At 56.7% G+C, this 17,549-nt stretch carries 14 protein-coding genes; 11 read left to right on the plus strand and 3 right to left on the minus strand.

All coding sequences use genetic code 11. The features are described from left to right. Positions 1-57 precede the first annotated feature (57 nt). The 4 genes from ACG1VR_RS20285 (at position 58) to ACG1VR_RS20300 (ending at position 5,578) form a co-directional block, all read left to right on the plus strand. Positions 58-798, plus strand: a complete 741-nt coding sequence (locus tag ACG1VR_RS20285) for a response regulator (RefSeq protein ID WP_016534686.1) — start codon at positions 58-60, stop codon at positions 796-798. Next, positions 795-2,099, plus strand: coding sequence for an ATP-binding protein (locus ACG1VR_RS20290; protein WP_395489669.1), 1,305 nt, complete (start codon positions 795-797; stop codon positions 2,097-2,099). Before ACG1VR_RS20285 ends, ACG1VR_RS20290 begins: the two co-directional genes overlap by 4 nt. A 135-nt stretch (positions 2,100-2,234) precedes the next feature. Beyond that, complete coding sequence (locus ACG1VR_RS20295; RefSeq protein WP_395489670.1) at positions 2,235-3,425, plus strand: cytochrome c biogenesis protein/redoxin; 1,191 nt, start codon at positions 2,235-2,237, stop codon at positions 3,423-3,425. 134 nt (positions 3,426-3,559) lie between these two features. After that, entirely contained in the window at positions 3,560-5,578 is a 2,019-nt protein-coding gene (locus tag ACG1VR_RS20300; RefSeq protein WP_395489671.1) for an FAD-dependent oxidoreductase, read from the plus strand. Here ACG1VR_RS20300 and rlmG read toward each other — a convergent pair. Next, positions 5,575-6,711, minus strand: coding sequence for a 23S rRNA (guanine(1835)-N(2))-methyltransferase RlmG (gene rlmG / locus ACG1VR_RS20305; protein WP_172568462.1), 1,137 nt, complete (start codon positions 6,709-6,711; stop codon positions 5,575-5,577). The two genes, ACG1VR_RS20300 and rlmG, sit on opposite strands and share 4 nt — an antisense overlap. 84 nt (positions 6,712-6,795) lie before the next feature. Between rlmG and ACG1VR_RS20310 the strand changes: the two genes are divergently transcribed. The 4 genes from ACG1VR_RS20310 to sstT all read left to right on the plus strand — a co-directional run bounded on the left by ACG1VR_RS20310 (position 6,796) and on the right by sstT (position 11,061). Continuing rightward, complete coding sequence (locus tag ACG1VR_RS20310; RefSeq protein WP_172568463.1) at positions 6,796-7,296, plus strand: M48 family metallopeptidase; 501 nt, start codon at positions 6,796-6,798, stop codon at positions 7,294-7,296. Positions 7,297-7,342: 46 nt separating this feature from the next. Next, positions 7,343-8,341 carry a Gfo/Idh/MocA family protein gene (locus ACG1VR_RS20315; protein ID WP_016534680.1) on the plus strand — a complete coding sequence of 333 codons (999 nt, stop codon included), beginning with the start codon at positions 7,343-7,345 and terminating at the stop codon, positions 8,339-8,341. A 241-nt stretch (positions 8,342-8,582) separates the two neighbouring features. Then, positions 8,583-9,551 (plus strand): TerC family protein, encoded by a 969-nt coding sequence (locus tag ACG1VR_RS20320; RefSeq protein ID WP_395489673.1) that lies wholly within the window; start codon positions 8,583-8,585, stop codon positions 9,549-9,551. 265 nt (positions 9,552-9,816) lie between these two features. After that, entirely contained in the window at positions 9,817-11,061 is a 1,245-nt protein-coding gene (gene sstT, locus ACG1VR_RS20325) for a serine/threonine transporter SstT (protein WP_172568465.1), read from the plus strand. Between the two features lie 28 nt (positions 11,062-11,089). Here sstT and ACG1VR_RS20330 read toward each other — a convergent pair whose 3' ends face one another. Continuing rightward, the gene (locus tag ACG1VR_RS20330) at positions 11,090-12,577 is read right to left on the minus strand and encodes a UxaA family hydrolase (RefSeq protein WP_395489674.1); all 1,488 of its coding nucleotides are present in this window, start codon (positions 12,575-12,577) and stop codon (positions 11,090-11,092) included. An 18-nt stretch (positions 12,578-12,595) separates the two neighbouring features. Next, positions 12,596-14,008, minus strand: a complete 1,413-nt coding sequence (gene uxaC / locus ACG1VR_RS20335) for a glucuronate isomerase (RefSeq protein ID WP_016534676.1) — start codon at positions 14,006-14,008, stop codon at positions 12,596-12,598. Positions 14,009-14,378: 370 nt separating this feature from the next. Between uxaC and ACG1VR_RS20340 the strand changes: the two genes are divergently transcribed. The 3 genes from ACG1VR_RS20340 (at position 14,379) to yqjA (ending at position 17,546) form a co-directional block, all read left to right on the plus strand. Further along, positions 14,379-15,680, plus strand: coding sequence for an MFS transporter (locus tag ACG1VR_RS20340; RefSeq protein ID WP_395489675.1), 1,302 nt, complete (start codon positions 14,379-14,381; stop codon positions 15,678-15,680). Between the two features lie 106 nt (positions 15,681-15,786). Further along, a complete protein-coding gene (gene exuR, locus ACG1VR_RS20345) occupies positions 15,787-16,563 on the plus strand; it encodes a transcriptional regulator ExuR (protein ID WP_172568467.1) in 777 nt (258 codons plus the stop codon). Positions 16,564-16,883: 320 nt separating this feature from the next. Next, entirely contained in the window at positions 16,884-17,546 is a 663-nt protein-coding gene (gene yqjA, locus ACG1VR_RS20350; protein WP_016534671.1) for a DedA family general envelope maintenance protein YqjA, read from the plus strand. Positions 17,547-17,549 lie beyond the last annotated feature (3 nt).

The following is a 17,549-nucleotide window of genomic DNA, read 5'->3' on the forward strand; positions in this document are numbered from 1 at the left end:
TGCAGCGAGCGGCTATGCTGGTTTCAGCCCCCCATTTTTTAGCGCCAGGAGCCCCAGGTGGAACACATTGATCATATTCTCGTTGTGGACGATGACCGCGACATTCGCGAACTCATTGTCAGCTATCTGGAGAAGTCCGGCTACCGCGCTAGCGGTGCGGCCAACGGTAAAGAGATGCGGGCGACGCTGGATAAGCAGCACGTCGATTTAGTGGTGCTGGACGTCATGATGCCGGGCGACGACGGGCTGACGCTGTGCCGCCAGCTGCGCAGCGACAAACATAAAGACCTGCCGATCCTGATGCTGACCGCAAGAAACGAAGATACGGACAGGATCCTCGGCCTGGAAATGGGTGCCGACGACTACGTGGTCAAACCCTTTGTCGCCCGCGAGCTGCTGGCACGGATCAAAGCGATCCTGCGCCGTTTCCGCGCCCTGCCGCCTAATTTGCAGGTTACCGAAGCCGGGCGGATCATCGCTTTCGGCGAATGGCAGCTAGATACTTCAGCCCGCCACCTGATTGACCATCAGGGCACCATTGTCGCGCTTAGCGGCGCGGAATATCGCCTGTTGCGCGTATTTCTGGATCACCCTCAGCGCGTGCTGTCCCGGGATCAGCTTTTAAACCTGACGCAGGGCCGCGACGCCGAGCTATTCGAGCGTTCTATCGATCTGCTGGTCAGCCGCGTGCGTCAGCGCCTGAATGAAGACGCGCGAACGCCGGCCTATATCAAAACCGTGCGCAGCGAAGGCTACGTGCTCTCCGTCCCGGTGGTGATTGTCGAGGCGCGAGAATGAGGCTCTGGCCACGCTCCCTGCTCTACCGCCTGTTTCTCATCGTTTTGCTGGGACTGGTGCTCGCAAACGCGCTTACGCTCTCGCTGACGACCGCCGAGCGCATGAGCAGCGCCCGAAACGTCATGCTGGATAATCTGCAAAACAACGTTGCCACCAGCGTGGCAATTCTCGACAAGCTTTCTGCAGGCGAACGCCCGGGATGGCTTGAGCGACTGGCGCGTGAAAATTATCACTATATTCTCGGGCCGGGCACGCCGGGGAAAAGGCCCGTCGACGAGCGTTCAAAAGATGCAATTAACTCGCTAAAAGAAGCGCTCGGCGGCAGCTATGCGCTGAATTTTACCGCCCTGCCCGGTGCGGCATCGCACGTTCAGGCTCATTTGACCCTGGCCGACGGCTCTCCGCTCACGATTGATATCACGCCGAGAATGCCGCCGATTGAGAGCTGGCTGCCGGTGGTAATTGTTATTCAGCTCCTGCTATTAGCGCTGTGCGCGTGGTTTGCAGTGCGCCAGGTTGTCCTGCCGTTTACCCGCTTTACCCATGCAGTAGAGGCGCTGGAGCCTGCGGCATCGGCCCCTTCCACCATGCCGGAGAGCGGCCCGGTTGAAGTACAACATGCCGCCAAAGCGTTTAATGCCATGCAGGCGCGGATCCAGATGCACCTGAAAGAACGTACGCAAATTCTGGCGTCGATCTCTCACGATCTGCAAACGCCGATCACCCGCATGAAGCTGCGCCTGGAAATGAGCGACGAGCCGGAGCTACGCGACAAGCTAATGCAGGATCTCGACAACATGACCCATCTGGTGCGCGAAGGCATCGCCTATGCGAGATCCTCAGAAACGCTTGAAGAACCGCAGCAACGTATCGAACTGAGAGCCTTTGTCGACAGCCTGACCTGCGACTACCAGGACGTGGGTAAGCCGGTGCAGTTTGCCGCACCTCAGGCCGCGCTTGCGCTCTCGACCTGCCCGCAGGCGCTGCGCCGTATCCTGACCAACCTGCTGGATAACGCATTGAAATTCGGCACCGCCGCTGAACTGAGCCTGGAACGCCAGGGTGAAAATCAGGTCACGCTGACGGTTATCGATAACGGCCCCGGCATTCCCGATGAAGAGCTTAGCGCAGTGTTACAGCCGTTTTACCGCATCGAAAATTCAAGAAACCGCGATACCGGCGGCACCGGGCTGGGGCTGGCTATTGCCGCTCAACTCGTCGGCCAGCTGGGCGGCTCATTAACCCTCGCTAACCTGCCGCAGGGCGGGCTGAAGGCCAGCATTACCCTGCCGATCGCGTGATTGTATCGCTCTGTATGCCTGCGCAACGGCGACAAACAAACTGACAATCAGGCCGGTTTCCCCACACACCGCGAACACATCAGGACGTTTTAATGGCCCGAGCCATTCAATCATCCTTTAACCGTGAGGTGTGTTATGACCGTTCTGATTGCCTTTCTTGGCGGCATACTGAGTTTATTAAGCCCCTGTACCCTGCCCGTCATTCCGTTACTTTTCGCCGCATTTAGGGGCAATAAGCAGCAAATTGCCGCTCTTTTTCTCGGGATGGTAAGCATGTTTACCGCCGTTGCCCTGCTGGTGACTGCCGCCGGAGAGTGGATTGTTAAGGCTACGCTGGTTGGCCGCTGGGTCGCCCTGGCAATGCTGGCGCTTGCCGCCCTGACGCTAATCTTCCCTCACCTCGCCGGGCGGATTACGCGCCCCGCCGTGCAGTTGGGTAACGCCATCAACGACAAAAGCAATCGCACTCGCGGCACGCTGTCGGCATTTCTGGCCGGGCTGGCCGTCGGCCTGCTCTGGTCCCCCTGCGCGGGGCCAATCCTGGGTGCCATCCTCGGCATCGGCCTGTCCGGCTCCTCGACGGTGGCCGCCGGTTTGTTGCTTGCCGCCTATGGTTCAGGGTGCGCGCTGATGCTGGCTCTGTTGTGGTTCTGCGGCTACCGGATTATGGCCCGCCTGCGTGAAAAAATGGCGCTGATGGAGCAGCTGCGCCGCGTGGCCGGGGTTGCGATGCTGGCAACGGTAGTCCTTATCGCCTCCGGCACCACTTCGGCACTACAAAATGCTAACGGCGCGGCTGCGAAGCTGGAGCAACGTTTATTGGCGCTTTCCCCCGTAACGACGGCAGCGCCAAAGCTACAGCCCATCGTCGATACAGCCCCGAGCAGCGCCATGCCTTCGCTGGCAGGAGGAACGGCCTGGATAAACAGCCCGGCGCTAACGCCCGAAGCGCTGAAGGGCAAGGTTGTGCTTATCGACTTCTGGACCTTCGACTGCATTAACTGCCAGCATTCTCTGCCGCACGTCCGCGAGTGGGCGAATAAGTACAAAGATCGGGGACTGGTGGTGATTGGCGTTCATACGCCGGAATATCCGTGGGAAAAAGATCTCGATTCGGTGAAAAAAGCGGTGGCTAAGTGGCAGTTGCCGTACCCGGTGGTCACCGACAACAACTACCAAATCTGGAATGCGTTTGGCAACCAATACTGGCCCGCTCACTATTACTTTGACGCCCGCGGCCAGCTACGCAATGTCTCGTTCGGCGAAGGCAACTATGAGCAGCAAGAACAGGTAATACAGAAGCTGCTCCAGGAAGCGCATACCTGATTTTTCTCCTCCGGGGAGGTGGGAATTTGAATCACATCACATTCGCCGCACTCCCCTTTTCCCTTTTACGCCGCGACGGCTAAATTAGAACTCATCCGACCACATAACAATAATTTTACATATTGGAATCGTCTATGAGCTACTCGTCGCTGCTTGCCCCTTTGGATCTTGGCTTCACCACCCTGAAAAACCGCGTGCTTATGGGGTCGATGCATACCGGCCTGGAAGAGTTGCCGGACGGCGCAGAGCGCCTGGCTGCCTTTTATGCAGAGCGCGCACGCCACGGCGTAGCCCTGATTGTGACCGGCGGCATTGCACCCTCATCTTCCGGGGTAACAATTGCCCACGGCGCGGTGTTGAACGATAAAAACCAACTTGCCCATCACCGCGTGGTAACCGATGCCGTTCACCGCGAAGGCGGGAAAATTGCGCTGCAAATTCTGCATACCGGCCGCTACAGCTATCAGCCAAAGCTGGTCGCTCCGTCGGCCATTCAGGCTCCGATTAACCCGTTTAAACCCCACGCCCTTAGCCATGAAGAGATCCTTACCCTCATCGAAGACTTCGCCAACTGCGCCAGCCTGGCTCGCGAAGCGGGCTATGACGGGGTAGAAATAATGGGCTCCGAAGGCTACCTGATTAACCAGTTTTTAGCGGCGCGCACCAACCAGCGCGACGATGAATGGGGCGGCGACTACTCGCGCAGAATGCGCTTTGCGGTAGAAGTGGTGCGCTCGGTTCGGGAAAGGGTTGGCAAAGAATTCATTATTATCTATCGCCTGTCGCTGCTCGACCTGGTCGAAGGCGGCGGCAACTTTGAGCAAGCCGTTACCCTGGCTAAAGCGATAGAAAAAGCGGGCGCAACGCTTATAAATACCGGCATTGGCTGGCACGAGGCGCGTATTCCAACCATCGCTACTTCGGTGCCGCGCGGGGCGTTCAGCTGGGTGACGAAAAAGCTCAAAAGCCACGTCGCGCTGCCGCTGGTCACGACCAACCGCATCAACACCCCGGAAACCGCCGAGCAAATTTTGGCCCAGGGTGACGCGGATATGGTCTCGATGGCCCGCCCGTTTCTTGCCGACGCCGAGTTTGTCTCCAAGGCCGCCGCGGGCAAAGCAGAGCAAATCAATACCTGCATCGGCTGTAACCAGGCCTGCCTGGATCAGATTTTTGCCGGAAAGGTCACCTCCTGCCTGGTAAACCCCCGTGCCTGCCACGAAACCAAAATGCCGATTCTGCCCGCAGCGACTCTCAAAAATATCGCCGTTGTGGGCGCAGGCCCGGCGGGTCTTGCCTTTGCGGTGAACGCCGCCGGGCGCGGCCATAAAGTCACGCTGTTTGACGCAGCCGCAGAAATTGGCGGGCAGTTTAATATCGCCAAGCAGATCCCAGGCAAAGAAGAGTTCTTCGAAACGCTACGCTATTACCGCCAGATGCTGAAGCTGAACGGCGTTGAAGTACGCCTCAACCAATACGTTAACGCTGCCATGCTCGGCGGCTATGACGAAGTGGTTCTGGCCTGCGGTATTGAACCACGCATGCCGGATATCGAAGGCATTAGTCATTCTAAAGTGCTGAGTTACATCGACGTGCTGCGTGAGAAAACACCGGTCGGCAATCGCGTGGCGGTGATTGGCGCGGGCGGCATCGGCTTTGATACTTCGATGTACCTGAGCCAGCAGGGCGAGTCCACCAGCCAGAGCATCGCCGAATTCTGCGTGGAATGGGGCATTGATACCAGCCTGCAAAATGCCGGAGGGCTGTGCCCGGAAGGCGCTCACCTGCCCAAAAGCCCGCGTAAAATCTATCTGCTACAGCGCAAAACCAGCAAACCGGGAGAAGGCCTGGGGAAAACGACCGGCTGGATACATCGCACCACGCTGCTGGCTCGCGGCGTGAAGATGATGGCGGGCGTGAGCTACGATCGTATTGATGATGCCGGGCTGCATATTACCGTCGGCGGCGAGCCGCAGCTGCTGGAAGTGGATAACGTGATTATTTGCGCCGGGCAAAACCCGCGCCGCGAGCTGGAGCAGCCGCTAAGGGAGATGGGCAAAACCGTGCATTTGATTGGCGGTGCCGATGTGGCGATGGAGCTGGATGCCCGACGCGCTATCGCGCAGGGCACCCGTCTGGCGCTGGAGATTTAGCTGCGGCGGCCTAACTTAACCGCTTTGAGCACCACGAACTTGCTGTTAGTGGCGACCGTGGTGCAGTTACCGAAGATCTTCTTCAGCTTGCGGAAGTAGTCGAGGTGGCGGTTAGCCACGATATACAGCTCGCCGTTGATTTTCAGGCAGCGGCGGGCGTGGTGGAACATCTCCCACGCAATCTGGTCGGTCAGCGCGTGCTGCTGGTGGAACGGGGGGTTACACAGCACCGCGTTGAAGCGGAACGGCTCCACGCCGGACAGCCCGTTGTTAATCATAAACTCGCAGCGGTCGATATCGCCCGGCAGGTTGGTTTCAACGTTCAGGCGGCTGGACGCGACCGCCATCGGCGATTCGTCCACAAACACCACCTGCGCCTGCGGATTTCTTTCCAGCAGCGTCAGGCCAATTACCCCGTTGCCGCAGCCCAGGTCCACAATCTCGCCTTCCAGATCGGAAGGCAGGTGCTCAATAAAGAAACGTGCGCCAATGTCCAGCCCGGTGCGGGAGAAGACGTTCGCATGGTTGTGAATGGTCCACGGCGTGCCTTCCAGCTTCCAGCTCAGCGTTTGCGGCGCATCGGCCAGCTCCGGCTTTGTCACGGTTGGGTTAATCAAACGCGCCTTTTTCCACGCCAGCGAGGTGGTGGTTGGCCCAAGAATTTTTTCAAACAGCTCAAGGGTCGAGTTATGAACGTCGCGCGCTTTAGCACCCGCGATGATGCGGGTTTCCGGGGTAACAACCTTGCGCAGGGCGCGCAGCTGTTGCTCCAGCAGCGCCAGGGTTTTAGGCACTTTAATCAGCACCAGGCCCGGCGCCTGCGGATACTCAGCGGTGCTGTCGAGGAAGGTTACGCTGTTTTCCGCGATGCCGTTCTCGCGCAGGTTTTCACGCGTCGCCAGTTCGCTCAGGTATGAGTCACTGATGCTGTAAGGCTTGTGCTCCGCCAGCACGCAGGCGAGCGTGCCAAAAGTATCGTTGAATACAAGAACGGGGCCGACTGGCTCAAGTTCGTCCACCTGTTGCAACAGGTAGTCATCTGCCGCTTCCCACGCCTGCAGCGGGTTAACGTCGTCCGTTTCTGGAAAACGTTTCAGCGTCAGTGAACGAAAACCGTTGTCTAATTGGCTCATCGGCCCTCCTGGATGGTAAAATTTGGTGATATCCCCATAGCGGGGGCGAGAGTATACCTTTTTTTCCTTCAACCTGAGACAAGCATGAGCGAACTGATTTATTTAAGCGGCTATCCCGAGCATTTGCTCTCCCAGGTTCGTACCCTGATTGCCGAGCAGCGCCTGGGCGAAGTGCTGGAGAAGCGCTACCCGCAGAGCCACAATATCGCTACAGATAAAGCGCTTTACGCTTACACTCAGGAGTTGAAAAGCCAGTTTCTGCGTAATGCTCCGCCGATAAATAAAGTCGCTTATGACAGCAAAATCCACGTTCTGAATAACGCGCTTGGGCTGCATACCGCTATTTCGCGCGTGCAGGGCAACAAGCTGAAAGCTAAAGCGGAAATCCGCGTGGCGACCGTTTTTCGCGGCGCTCCTGAAGCGTTTTTACGCATGATCGTAGTGCATGAGCTCGCGCATCTTAAGGAGAAAGATCACAACAAAGCGTTCTACTCCTTGTGCTGTCATATGGAACCGCAGTATCACCAGTTAGAATTCGACACGCGGCTTTGGCTGACGCAGCTGTCGCTCAGCGGCGCGGCCTGATTAAACCCGTGCCCCTTTATCAACCTTCCGGAGAACGCCCCTGTCTATGATACGTTTCGCTGTGGTTGGCACCAACTGGATAACCCGTCAATTCGTGGATGCCGCTCATGAAAGCGGCAAATATAAGCTCACTGCGGTTTACTCGCGCAGCCTTGAGCAGGCTCAGGCTTTCGCCAATGATTACCCGGTGGAGCACCTGTTCACATCGCTTGAAGCAATGGCCCAAAGCGACGCCATTGACGCGGTATATATTGCCAGCCCTAACTCGCTGCATGGCCCGCAAAGCCTGCTGTTCCTCAGCCACAAAAAACATGTGATTTGCGAAAAACCGCTGGCTTCGAACCTGCGCGAAGTGGAAGCGTCTATCGCCTGCGCCCGCGAGAATCAGGTCGTGCTGTTCGAGGCGTTTAAAACCGCCAGCCTGCCGAACTTTATTGCCTTACAGCAGGCGCTGCCGAAGATCGGGAAGATCCGCAAAGCGCTGCTCAGCTACTGCCAGTATTCTTCGCGCTACCAGCGCTATCTGGACGGCGAAAACCCGAATACCTTCAACCCGGCGTTTTCTAACGGCTCGATTATGGATATCGGCTTCTACGTGCTGGCCTCTGCGGTGGCGCTGTGGGGCGAGCCTCATTCCGTTCAGGCCACCGCCTCGCTGCTCGACAGCGGCGTGGATGCCCACGGCAGCGTGCAGATGAACTACGGCGATTTCGACGTCACCCTGCTGCACTCTAAAGTGAGCGACTCCGCTATTCCAAGCGAGATCCAGGGCGAAGCCGGTTCGCTGCTTATCGAGAAAATCTCGGAATGCCAGCGCCTGACCTTTATCCCGCGCGGCGGAAAACCGCAGGATCTTACGCTGCCGCAGCATATCAACACTATGCTGTATGAAGCGGAGACCTTTGCGCGGCTGGTTGAAGAGAACGAAGTAAATCATCCGGGCCTGGCGACCTCGCGCGGCACTTCGGCGCTTGCCACCGAAATTCGCCGCCAGACGGGCGTGAAGTTTCCGGCGGATGACGTACCAGAGCAGCTTCCGGCATGATGAGCGGCAAAAAAGCGTAACGGGATATTGACGCCGACGGCGGCCTGTCATATTTTGTTACTCGCAAAGGGGAGTAACTTCATTGCCGGTTAATCGTCATTACGATGCGCAAGCATCCGGTTGCCGGGCAACGTCGCAGACGTTGTAAGTGAGACCTTGCCGGAAGGCGAGATCCCTGTTGCAAGCGAAAGCGGCTGGCGTCTTCTGACGTTAGCCGTTTTTGTTTTTAAGGAATCTCATTATGCATACTGTCGGTACCCCCCTCCTCTGGGGCAGCTTTGCGGTCGTGGTCGCCATCATGTTGGCTATCGATCTGCTGGTTCAGGGCCGTCGCGGCTCGCAAACCATGTCTATGAAACAGGCGGCCATCTGGTCGCTGGTCTGGGTCTCTCTTTCCCTGCTGTTTAACCTCGCCTTCTGGTGGTATCTCAGCGGCACCGCTGGCCGCGAAGTCGCGGACACCCAGGCGCTGGCCTTCCTCACCGGTTACCTGATTGAAAAAGCGCTGGCGGTCGATAACGTCTTCGTCTGGCTGATGCTGTTCAGCTACTTTGCCGTGCCCGCTGCGTTGCAGCGTCGGGTGCTGGTTTACGGCGTACTGGGCGCGATTGTGCTGAGAACTATCATGATCTTCGGCGGCAGCTGGCTGATTACTCAGTTTGAGTGGCTGCTGTACGTGTTCGGCGCGTTCCTGCTGTTCACCGGGATCAAAATGGCGCTGGCGAAGGAAGACGATACCGGCATCGGCGAGAAGCCGCTGGTTCGCTGGCTGCGCGGCCATCTGCGCATGACGGATAAAATCGAGAACGAGCGTTTCTTCGTCCGCCATAACGGGCTGCTGTACGCCACTCCGCTGCTGCTGGTGTTGATTCTGGTTGAGCTGAGCGACGTCATCTTCGCGGTAGACAGCATTCCGGCAATTTTCGCCGTCACCACCGACCCGTTCATCGTGCTGACCTCGAACCTGTTCGCTATCCTCGGCCTGCGCGCTATGTACTTCCTGCTGGCAGGCGTTGCGGAGCGCTTCTCAATGCTGAAGTACGGCCTGTCGGTTATCCTGGTGTTTATCGGCGTGAAGATGCTGATTGTCGACTTCTACCATATCCCGATTGCCGTTTCTCTGGGCGTAGTGGGCGGTATTCTGGCGGGAACATTGATAATCAACGCCTGGGTTAACCACCGTAACGACCGTAAAAACTCGGCTCAATAAGCCGGGCTCAATTCACTTTAAAGGGGCGTAATGCCCCTTTGTCATTCTGGCAAATCGCTAAAAGCCTGAACTGCCGTTTATGTCACACAGATGTTAATGATCAGTTGCAAAATCTAACGCTGAGCGCAATTCCAGCGCGAATTGCTTTGTCCTTCGGACATTTTCCTTATACTCAGCGGGCAAACACATTTTCTTACATCCGCTCAGACGTAGCCCACTACGCACGCGGTACGCAACGACATCACTGATATACAGGAAGGTATTCATGGATCCGCAAGCTTCTGGATTATTGCAGCGCTTTGCGCGCGGCAGCCTGGTTAAACAAATTCTGATAGGCCTGGTGCTCGGCATCGCGCTGGCGCTTATCTCTGAACCGGCGGCTACCGCCACCGGCCTGCTCGGCACGCTGTTTGTTGGCGCACTTAAAGCGGTAGCGCCGGTGCTGGTACTGACGCTGGTCATCGCTTCTATTGCCAACCATCAGCACGGCCAGAAGACCAATATTCGCCCGATTCTGGTGCTCTATTTACTGGGGACTTTTTCCGCTGCGTTAACGGCGGTTGTGGTCAGTTTTATGTTCCCTTCCACGCTGCATCTGACCACCGGCGCGACCGATATTACGCCGCCTTCCGGTATTGTGGCGGTTATTCATGGCCTGCTGATGAGCATTATTTCTAACCCGATAGACGCTCTGTTAAACGCCAACTACATCGGCATTCTGGTTTGGGCCGTCGGGCTGGGCTTTGCCCTGCGCCACGGTAATGAAACCACCAAAAATCTGGTTAACGATCTTTCCGACGCGGTGACTTTCATCGTGAAGGTGGTTATCCGCTTTGCGCCGATTGGGATCTTTGGGCTGGTGGCCTCAACGCTCGCGACAACCGGCTTTTCCACGCTGTGGAGTTATGCGCAATTGCTGCTGGTACTGCTCGGCTGTATGTTCGGCGTGGCGCTGATAATTAACCCGCTGCTGGTGTTTATCACCACCCGCCGCAATCCTTACCCGCTGGTACTGGCCTGCCTGCGTGAGAGCGGCGTTACCGCATTCTTTACCCGCAGCTCGGCGGCGAATATTCCGGTTAATATGAGCATGTGCCAGAAAATGAATCTCGACCGCGATACCTACTCGGTTTCGATTCCTCTGGGGGCAACCATCAATATGGCCGGGGCGGCTATCACCATCACCGTGCTGACGCTGGCGGCGGTGCATACCCTGGGCGTACCTGTCGATTTACCTACCGCGCTGCTGCTAAGCGTAGTGGCTTCGCTGTGCGCCTGCGGAGCTTCTGGCGTGGCGGGTGGATCGCTGCTGCTGATCCCTCTGGCCTGCGGCATGTTCGGCATCCCGAATGAGATTGCCATGCAGGTGGTTGCCGTGGGCTTTATTATCGGCGTGCTTCAGGATTCTTGCGAAACCGCGCTTAACTCTTCGACCGACGTTATCTTTACCGCTGCCGTTTGCCAGGCGGAGGATGCTCGTCTTGCGAAGAGCGATCCGCTGCGAGGATAGTTTTTTCCTCCCCGCCACCGGCGGGGAGCTAAAGCGTTACGCCACTCTTAAACAGCGCCAGCTCGCGAAAGTCGTTTTTCTCGTTGCAGGTGCTTTCCCCGTTTACCGTGCGAACAATTACATCAATAAACTGCTCCAGCAGCTCAGGCATGGTGCTGCCGTGCAGCAGGCTCCCGGCGTCAAAATCAATCCAGTGCGGTTTTTTCTCAGCCAGCTCGCTGTTAGTGGCGATTTTCAACGTGGGTACAAAGCCGCCATAAGGCGTGCCGCGCCCGGTGCTGAACAGCACCATATGGCAGCCCGCTGCGGCCAGCGCGCTGGTCGCCACCGCATCATTTCCGGGCGCGCTAAGCAAGTTCAGCCCGGCCTCTTTTAGCCGCTCTCCGTAGCGCAGCACGTCAACAACCTGGCTGCCTCCGGCTTTCTGCGTGCAGCCGAGGGATTTCTCTTCCAGCGTGGTGATGCCGCCCGCCTTGTTTCCCGGAGAAGGGTTTTCGTAAATCGGCTGGTGATGCTCGATAAAATAGCGTTTGAAGTCGTTAACCATGGCGACGGTTTTCTCAAACGTTTCTTCATCGCGACAGTGGCTCATCAGAATGCGTTCTGCGCCAAACATTTCCGGCACTTCCGTCAGCACCGTGGTGCCGCCGTTCGCCACCACATAGTCGGAAAAGAGGCCCAGCATTGGGTTGGCCGTAATGCCGGAAAGACCATCGGAGCCGCCGCATTCAAGGCCGAACTTCAGCTCGCTGAGCCGGCCCGGCTGGCGGGTGTCGTGGCGCATAACCTGATACAGGGCGTGAAGATGCTCCAGCCCCGCCTCAACTTCATCATCCTGCTGCTGCAAAGCCATAAAACGCACGCGGCTCGAGTCATACTCGCCCAGCGTTTCGCAAAAGGCGGCTATCTGATTGTTTTCACACCCAAGCCCCACCACCAGCACCGCTCCGGCATTGGGATGATGCACCATGTTTTGCAGCATGGTACGGGTGTTGAGGTGATCGTCTCCCAGCTGGGAACAGCCGAACTGGTGGCTGAACAGATACGCTCCGTCAATGCCTTCCGCGTCGTTGGTCTGCTTCAAAAAGCGGTTCAGCATCTGGCGCGCTATGGCGTTTACGCAGCCGACGGTTGGCAGGATCCACAGCTCGTTGCGCACGCCCACCGCGCCGTTCTCCCGGCGATAAAGATTAACTTCGCGATCGCTCGTCCGTTTGCCCGCAGAGGCAAATTCGGGCTGATAGCGATACTCATCTATGTCGTTAAGATTGGTCCGCAGGTTATGCGAATGCAGATGCTCGCCGACGGCGATCGCAGACAGAGCATGGCCTATCGGCAGGCCATACTTCACAACGTTTTCATCGGCGGCGAGCGCCCGAAGGGCAAATTTGTGCCCACGAGCTACCGGCTGGGGCAGCGAAAATTCACTCTGCCCGAGCGTTATCGCCTCTCCCTCCGGCAGGTCTACCAGAGCGACGGCAACATTGTCCCGGGGGTGGATCTGGATGTATCGCATATCGGCCTCGGTCGCGGGTTAATTCAGCTCAATGGCAAAGTAGTCACGGGCGTTGTTAAAGCAGATGTTTTTTACCATCTCGCCCAGCAGCGGTAGATCTTGCGGCACTTCGCCCGCCTGCACCCAGTGGCCAAGCATGCGGCATAAAATCCGGCGGAAATATTCATGGCGGGTGTAGGAGAGGAAGCTGCGGCTGTCGGTGAGCATACCGACGAAGCGGCTGAGCAGGCCGAGCTGGGCAAGCTGGGTCATCTGCCGCTCCATGCCGTCTTTTTGATCGTTAAACCACCAGCCTGAGCCAAACTGCATCTTGCCCGGCATCCCTTCGCCCTGGAAATTACCGATCATCGTGCCCAGCACTTCGTTATCGCGCGGGTTCAGGCAGTAGAGAATGGTTTTCGGCAGCAGGTTCTCTTCGTTTTGCTTACTCAACAGTTTTGACAGCGGCTCGGCCAGCGGCCTATCGTTGATTGAGTCGAAGCCCACGTCCGCCCCCAGCAGCTTGAACTGGCGCTGGTTGTTATTGCGCAGCGCACCGATGTGGTACTGCTGCACCCAGCCACGGCGTGCGTACTCGGTTCCCAGCCAGGACAGCACGGCGGTTTTAAACTGTGCAACTTCGGTTTCATTGAGCAGAGCGCCCGCCAGGCGACGAGCCAGAATAGCGTCCAACGTGGCTTCATCGGCCTCGGCGAACAGCACGACGTCCAGCGCATGGTCGGCAACTTTACAGCCGTGCGCGGCAAAGTGATCCAGCCGCTTGCTTAAGGCAGCCTGAAGATCGCCGAAGCGGCGAATATCGGTATCAGAAACGGCGGCCAGTTTTGAGATGTATTCCGCAAAGGTCGCCTGTTCAATGTTAAATGCCCGGTCCGGACGCCAGCTCGGCAGCACTTTGACGTCAAAATCGGCATCTTTTGCCACGGCAGCATGGTGCTCGAGAGAATCAACCGGATCGTCAGTGGTGCCGACCATTTTCACGTTCATCTGCTTCATGATGCCGCGAGCGCTGAAGGAGTCCTGCGCCAGCAGGTCGTTGCCCTGGTGCCAGATTTCATCCGCCGTTGCCGGGGAGAATAGCTTCCCGGTGATGCCGAACGGGCGGCGCAGCTCGAGGTGCGTCCAGTGATAGAGCGGGTTGCCGAGAGTATGCGGTACGGTGGCGGCCCAGGCGTCAAACTTTTCGCGGTCGCTCGCATCCCCGGTACACAGCCTTTCCGCAACGCCGTTGGTACGCATCGCGCGCCATTTGTAGTGATCGCCCTTCAGCCAGATGTCATACAGGTTTTTAAAGCGATAGTTGTCGGCGATTTGCTGCGGCGGCAGGTGGCAATGGTAATCAAAAATCGGCTGCTGTTTTGCGTAGTCGTGATAAAGACGGCGGGCGAATTCGGTATCAAGAAGAAAATCTTCAGTCATAAACTGGGCCATGGTCGGGCGTCCTCTGCAAATAACGATTCTATGCTTGTGCATGATGGAACAAAGTTATCACACCAATTTTTCAGCAACGACCTGATTTTTGCGTATAAGGTCACAAAAACAGCAGATTAATTCGCCACAAACGGCCCCAAACCCCGCTACAACCCGCATCAGATCTGGCCGCAAAGGCGCTTTATCACGCCGTTCTTCCGGAAAAAGCTTTTGTGATATCACTCAACTTATAAAGATGTATGACAAGTTATCTTTCAGCCGTCGATGTCCCTCTTGCTATGGAAAGCCAGCCGCAGGCCTGGGTGACAAAAATAACAATGGATGCCGGTTTACCTGAAAACGTTCAAATGAAGACGGGATGGGGTTAGAAATGCGAAAGATAAAAGGTTTACGCTGGTACATGATAGCGCTGGTGACCCTGGGCACCGTGCTGGGCTATCTGACCCGCAATACGGTCGCCGTTGCGGCACCCACGCTGATGAGCGAGCTGCATATCACCACCCAGCAATATTCGTGGATAATTGCCGCCTATTCCGCCTGCTACACCGTGATGCAGCCGGTTGCGGGATATGTGCTGGACGTGTTGGGTACTAAAATAGGCTACGCGGTCTTCGCCGTGGTATGGGCAGTTTTCTGTGCCGCCACCGCGCTGGCGGGCAGCTGGGGCGGGCTGGCGCTTGCCCGCGGTGCGGTTGGTGCGGCCGAAGCAGCGATGATCCCTGCGGGGCTTAAGGCCAGCAGCGAATGGTTCCCGGCAAAAGAGCGTTCCATTGCGGTGGGCTATTTCAACGTTGGCTCCTCAATCGGCGCGATGATAGCTCCGCCGCTGGTGGTCTGGGCAATCGTCATGCACAGCTGGCAGATGGCGTTTATCGTGACGGGCGTCCTGAGTTTTATCTGGGCGATGGTTTGGCTCTGGTTCTATAAAAACCCCCGCGACCAGAAGAAACTCAGCGGCGAAGAGCGCGAATACATTATCAGCGGCCAGGAAGCTCATCATCAGACCGATAACACCAAAAAAATGTCGGCCTGGAAGATCCTGCGTAACCGCCAGTTCTGGGGCATTGCCCTGCCGCGCTTTCTTGCGGAACCGGCCTGGGGCACCTTTAACGCATGGATCCCGCTGTTTATGTTCAAGGCCTACGGCTTTAACCTGAAAGAAATCGCGATGTTCGCCTGGATGCCGATGCTGTTTGCCGACTTCGGCTGCATTCTTGGCGGTTACCTGCCCCCGCTGTTCCAGCGCTGGTTTGGCGTTAACCTGATTGTTTCCCGCAAGCTGGTGGTCACCATGGGCGCGGTGCTGATGATTGGCCCCGGCACCATTGGCCTGTTTACCAGCCCTTACGTCGCCATTGCCCTGCTGTGCGTGGGCGGCTTTGCTCACCAGGCGCTATCCGGCGCATTGATCACGCTCTCTTCCGACGTTTTCGGGCGCAACGAGGTGGCGACAGCAAACGGCCTGACGGGGATGGCAGCCTGGACCGCCAGCACGCTGTTTGCCCTGGTCGTCGGCGCGCTGGCTGACACCATGGGCTTTAGCCCGCTGTTTGCCGCGCTGGCGGTATTCGACCTGCTGGGCGCTATCGTTATCTGGACGGTACTGAAAAATCAGCCCGCCAGTGAGCTGACGCCCGAAATCGTTCCGGCAAAAGCCGTCGTGCAGTCTTAAACTTAGCCGCCTTCGGGCGGCTTTAATCCCGATGCTTGCTAGAGCGTTATCTGAAAAAGTGGTATAACAAATTTACTCACGCCGCAGCCCTTTTTTGGAGCAACTTATGGACGCCATAGAACCCCGCCGCCTGTATCAGCAGCTGGCCGCTGAACTTAAACATCGTATCGAGTCCGGGGTTTACCAGGTCGGAGAAAAACTGCCTGCGGAGCGCTATATCGCGGAAGAGAAAAACGTCAGCCGTACGGTCGTGCGCGAGGCGATAATCATGCTGGAGGTTGAAGGTTACGTTGAAGTCCGCAAGGGTTCCGGGATCCACGTCATTTCCAGCCAGGCAAAATATATGACGGTGCCGGACGAGCGCTTTGAATTTGCCAATTATGGTCCTTTCGAGCTTTTGCAGGCCCGCCAGCTGATTGAGAGCAATATTGCCGAGTTTGCCGCCACTCAGGTGACCAAGCAGGACATTGTTAAGCTGATGGAGATTCAGGAAAAAGCGAGAAAAGAGCAAACCTTCCGCGATTCAGAATGGGATCTTCAGTTCCATGTGCAGGTGGCGCTGGCTACGCAAAACGGCGCGCTGGCCACTATCGTGGAAAAAATGTGGAGCCACCGCATTTACAATCCGTACTGGAAAAAATTACACGAACACATGGATATGCGCCCGGTTGATAACTGGTGCGACGATCATGACCAAATCCTTAAAGCCTTGATTCGCAAAGATCCTGCTGCGGCTAAACTGGCCATGTGGCAGCATCTGGAAAATACTCGCCAGGTGCTGTTTAACGCCACCAGCGATGATTTTGAGTTCAACGCAGACCGCTATTTGTTTGCTGAAAATCCGGTAGTTCATCTTGATAAAGCGGCAAACGGTCAAAAATAGTCATTTTTCCGCCCGAGGGTAAGCAAACCATAAATAGTGTCAGCGTTTGTAAATACCCTCGCCAGCCTCCCCGCCAGTAAGCAAAATCATTCCTCAACAAACTGCAAATACTGTGACGTATAACGCGTAGTTTTGTTACAATTAGATGCAATTTCACCGTCTGTACGGGTTTCCGTCCTTCTGGCTGTCGTTTCACACGATGTTATTCCGACACCACAGTAGGGGCAGTGGATTGTAGCCAGCAACTAACTATAAAAACCATGCTGCATTCTGCTCATCCGTTTACACCGGCGGCCTAAACGAAGTGCCAGGAACACTGAATGGAACTACTGACGCAACTGCTCTCCGCTCTCTGGAGCCAGGATTTTGAAACGCTCGCTAACCCCTCGATGGTTGGCATGCTCTACTTTGTGCTGTTCATGATTTTATTTCTCGAAAACGGCCTGCTTCCGGCGGCATTTTTGCCCGGTGACAGCCTGCTGGTTCTGGTTGGCGTTCTGATAGCGAAAGGGTCTCTGGGCTTTGCGGAAACTATCGCTCTGCTCACCATAGCGGCAAGCCTCGGCAGCTGGCTGGGCTACATTCAGGGGCGCTGGCTGGGAAATACGAGGCTGGTACAAAACTGGCTTTCTCATCTGCCTGCGCACTACCACCAGCGCTCACACCAGTTATTCCATAAGCACGGCCTGTCGGCGCTGCTGGTGGGGCGTTTTATCGCATTTGTTCGTACCCTGCTGCCAACTATTGCCGGGTTATCGGGTCTTAGCAGCACACGCTTCCAGTTCTTTAACTGGATGAGCGGCCTGTTGTGGATATTGATTCTCACCACCCTGGGCTATTTGCTGGGCAAAACCCCTGTGTTCCAGAAATACGAAGACGCATTAATGTCGTGCCTGATGCTTATCCCGGTGGTGCTCCTTGTCATCGGCCTCGTAGGTTCATTAATTGTGCTCTGGCGTAAAAAACGCGGTCAAAGCAGTTAGAGA

This window comes from Cedecea davisae (assembly GCF_044095835.1).
GTDB classification, from domain to species: Bacteria; Pseudomonadota; Gammaproteobacteria; order Enterobacterales; family Enterobacteriaceae; genus Cedecea; species Cedecea davisae.

Excerpts from the sequence above, each read along its gene's own strand:
- ACG1VR_RS20290 (WP_395489669.1), top strand. The coding sequence starts at position 795 with ATGAGGCTCTGGCCACGCTCCCTGCTCTACCGCCTGTTTCTCATCGTT.
- ACG1VR_RS20295 (WP_395489670.1), top strand. The coding sequence starts at position 2,235 with ATGACCGTTCTGATTGCCTTTCTTGGCGGCATACTGAGTTTATTAAGC.
- ACG1VR_RS20300 (WP_395489671.1), top strand. The coding sequence starts at position 3,560 with ATGAGCTACTCGTCGCTGCTTGCCCCTTTGGATCTTGGCTTCACCACC.
- rlmG (WP_172568462.1), bottom strand. The coding sequence starts at position 6,711 with ATGAGCCAATTAGACAACGGTTTTCGTTCACTGACGCTGAAACGTTTT.
- ACG1VR_RS20310 (WP_172568463.1), top strand. The coding sequence starts at position 6,796 with ATGAGCGAACTGATTTATTTAAGCGGCTATCCCGAGCATTTGCTCTCC.
- ACG1VR_RS20315 (WP_016534680.1), top strand. The coding sequence starts at position 7,343 with ATGATACGTTTCGCTGTGGTTGGCACCAACTGGATAACCCGTCAATTC.
- ACG1VR_RS20320 (WP_395489673.1), top strand. The coding sequence starts at position 8,583 with ATGCATACTGTCGGTACCCCCCTCCTCTGGGGCAGCTTTGCGGTCGTG.
- sstT (WP_172568465.1), top strand. The coding sequence starts at position 9,817 with ATGGATCCGCAAGCTTCTGGATTATTGCAGCGCTTTGCGCGCGGCAGC.
- ACG1VR_RS20330 (WP_395489674.1), bottom strand. The coding sequence starts at position 12,577 with ATGCGATACATCCAGATCCACCCCCGGGACAATGTTGCCGTCGCTCTG.
- uxaC (WP_016534676.1), bottom strand. The coding sequence starts at position 14,008 with ATGGCCCAGTTTATGACTGAAGATTTTCTTCTTGATACCGAATTCGCC.
- ACG1VR_RS20340 (WP_395489675.1), top strand. The coding sequence starts at position 14,379 with ATGCGAAAGATAAAAGGTTTACGCTGGTACATGATAGCGCTGGTGACC.
- exuR (WP_172568467.1), top strand. The coding sequence starts at position 15,787 with ATGGACGCCATAGAACCCCGCCGCCTGTATCAGCAGCTGGCCGCTGAA.
- yqjA (WP_016534671.1), top strand. The coding sequence starts at position 16,884 with ATGGAACTACTGACGCAACTGCTCTCCGCTCTCTGGAGCCAGGATTTT.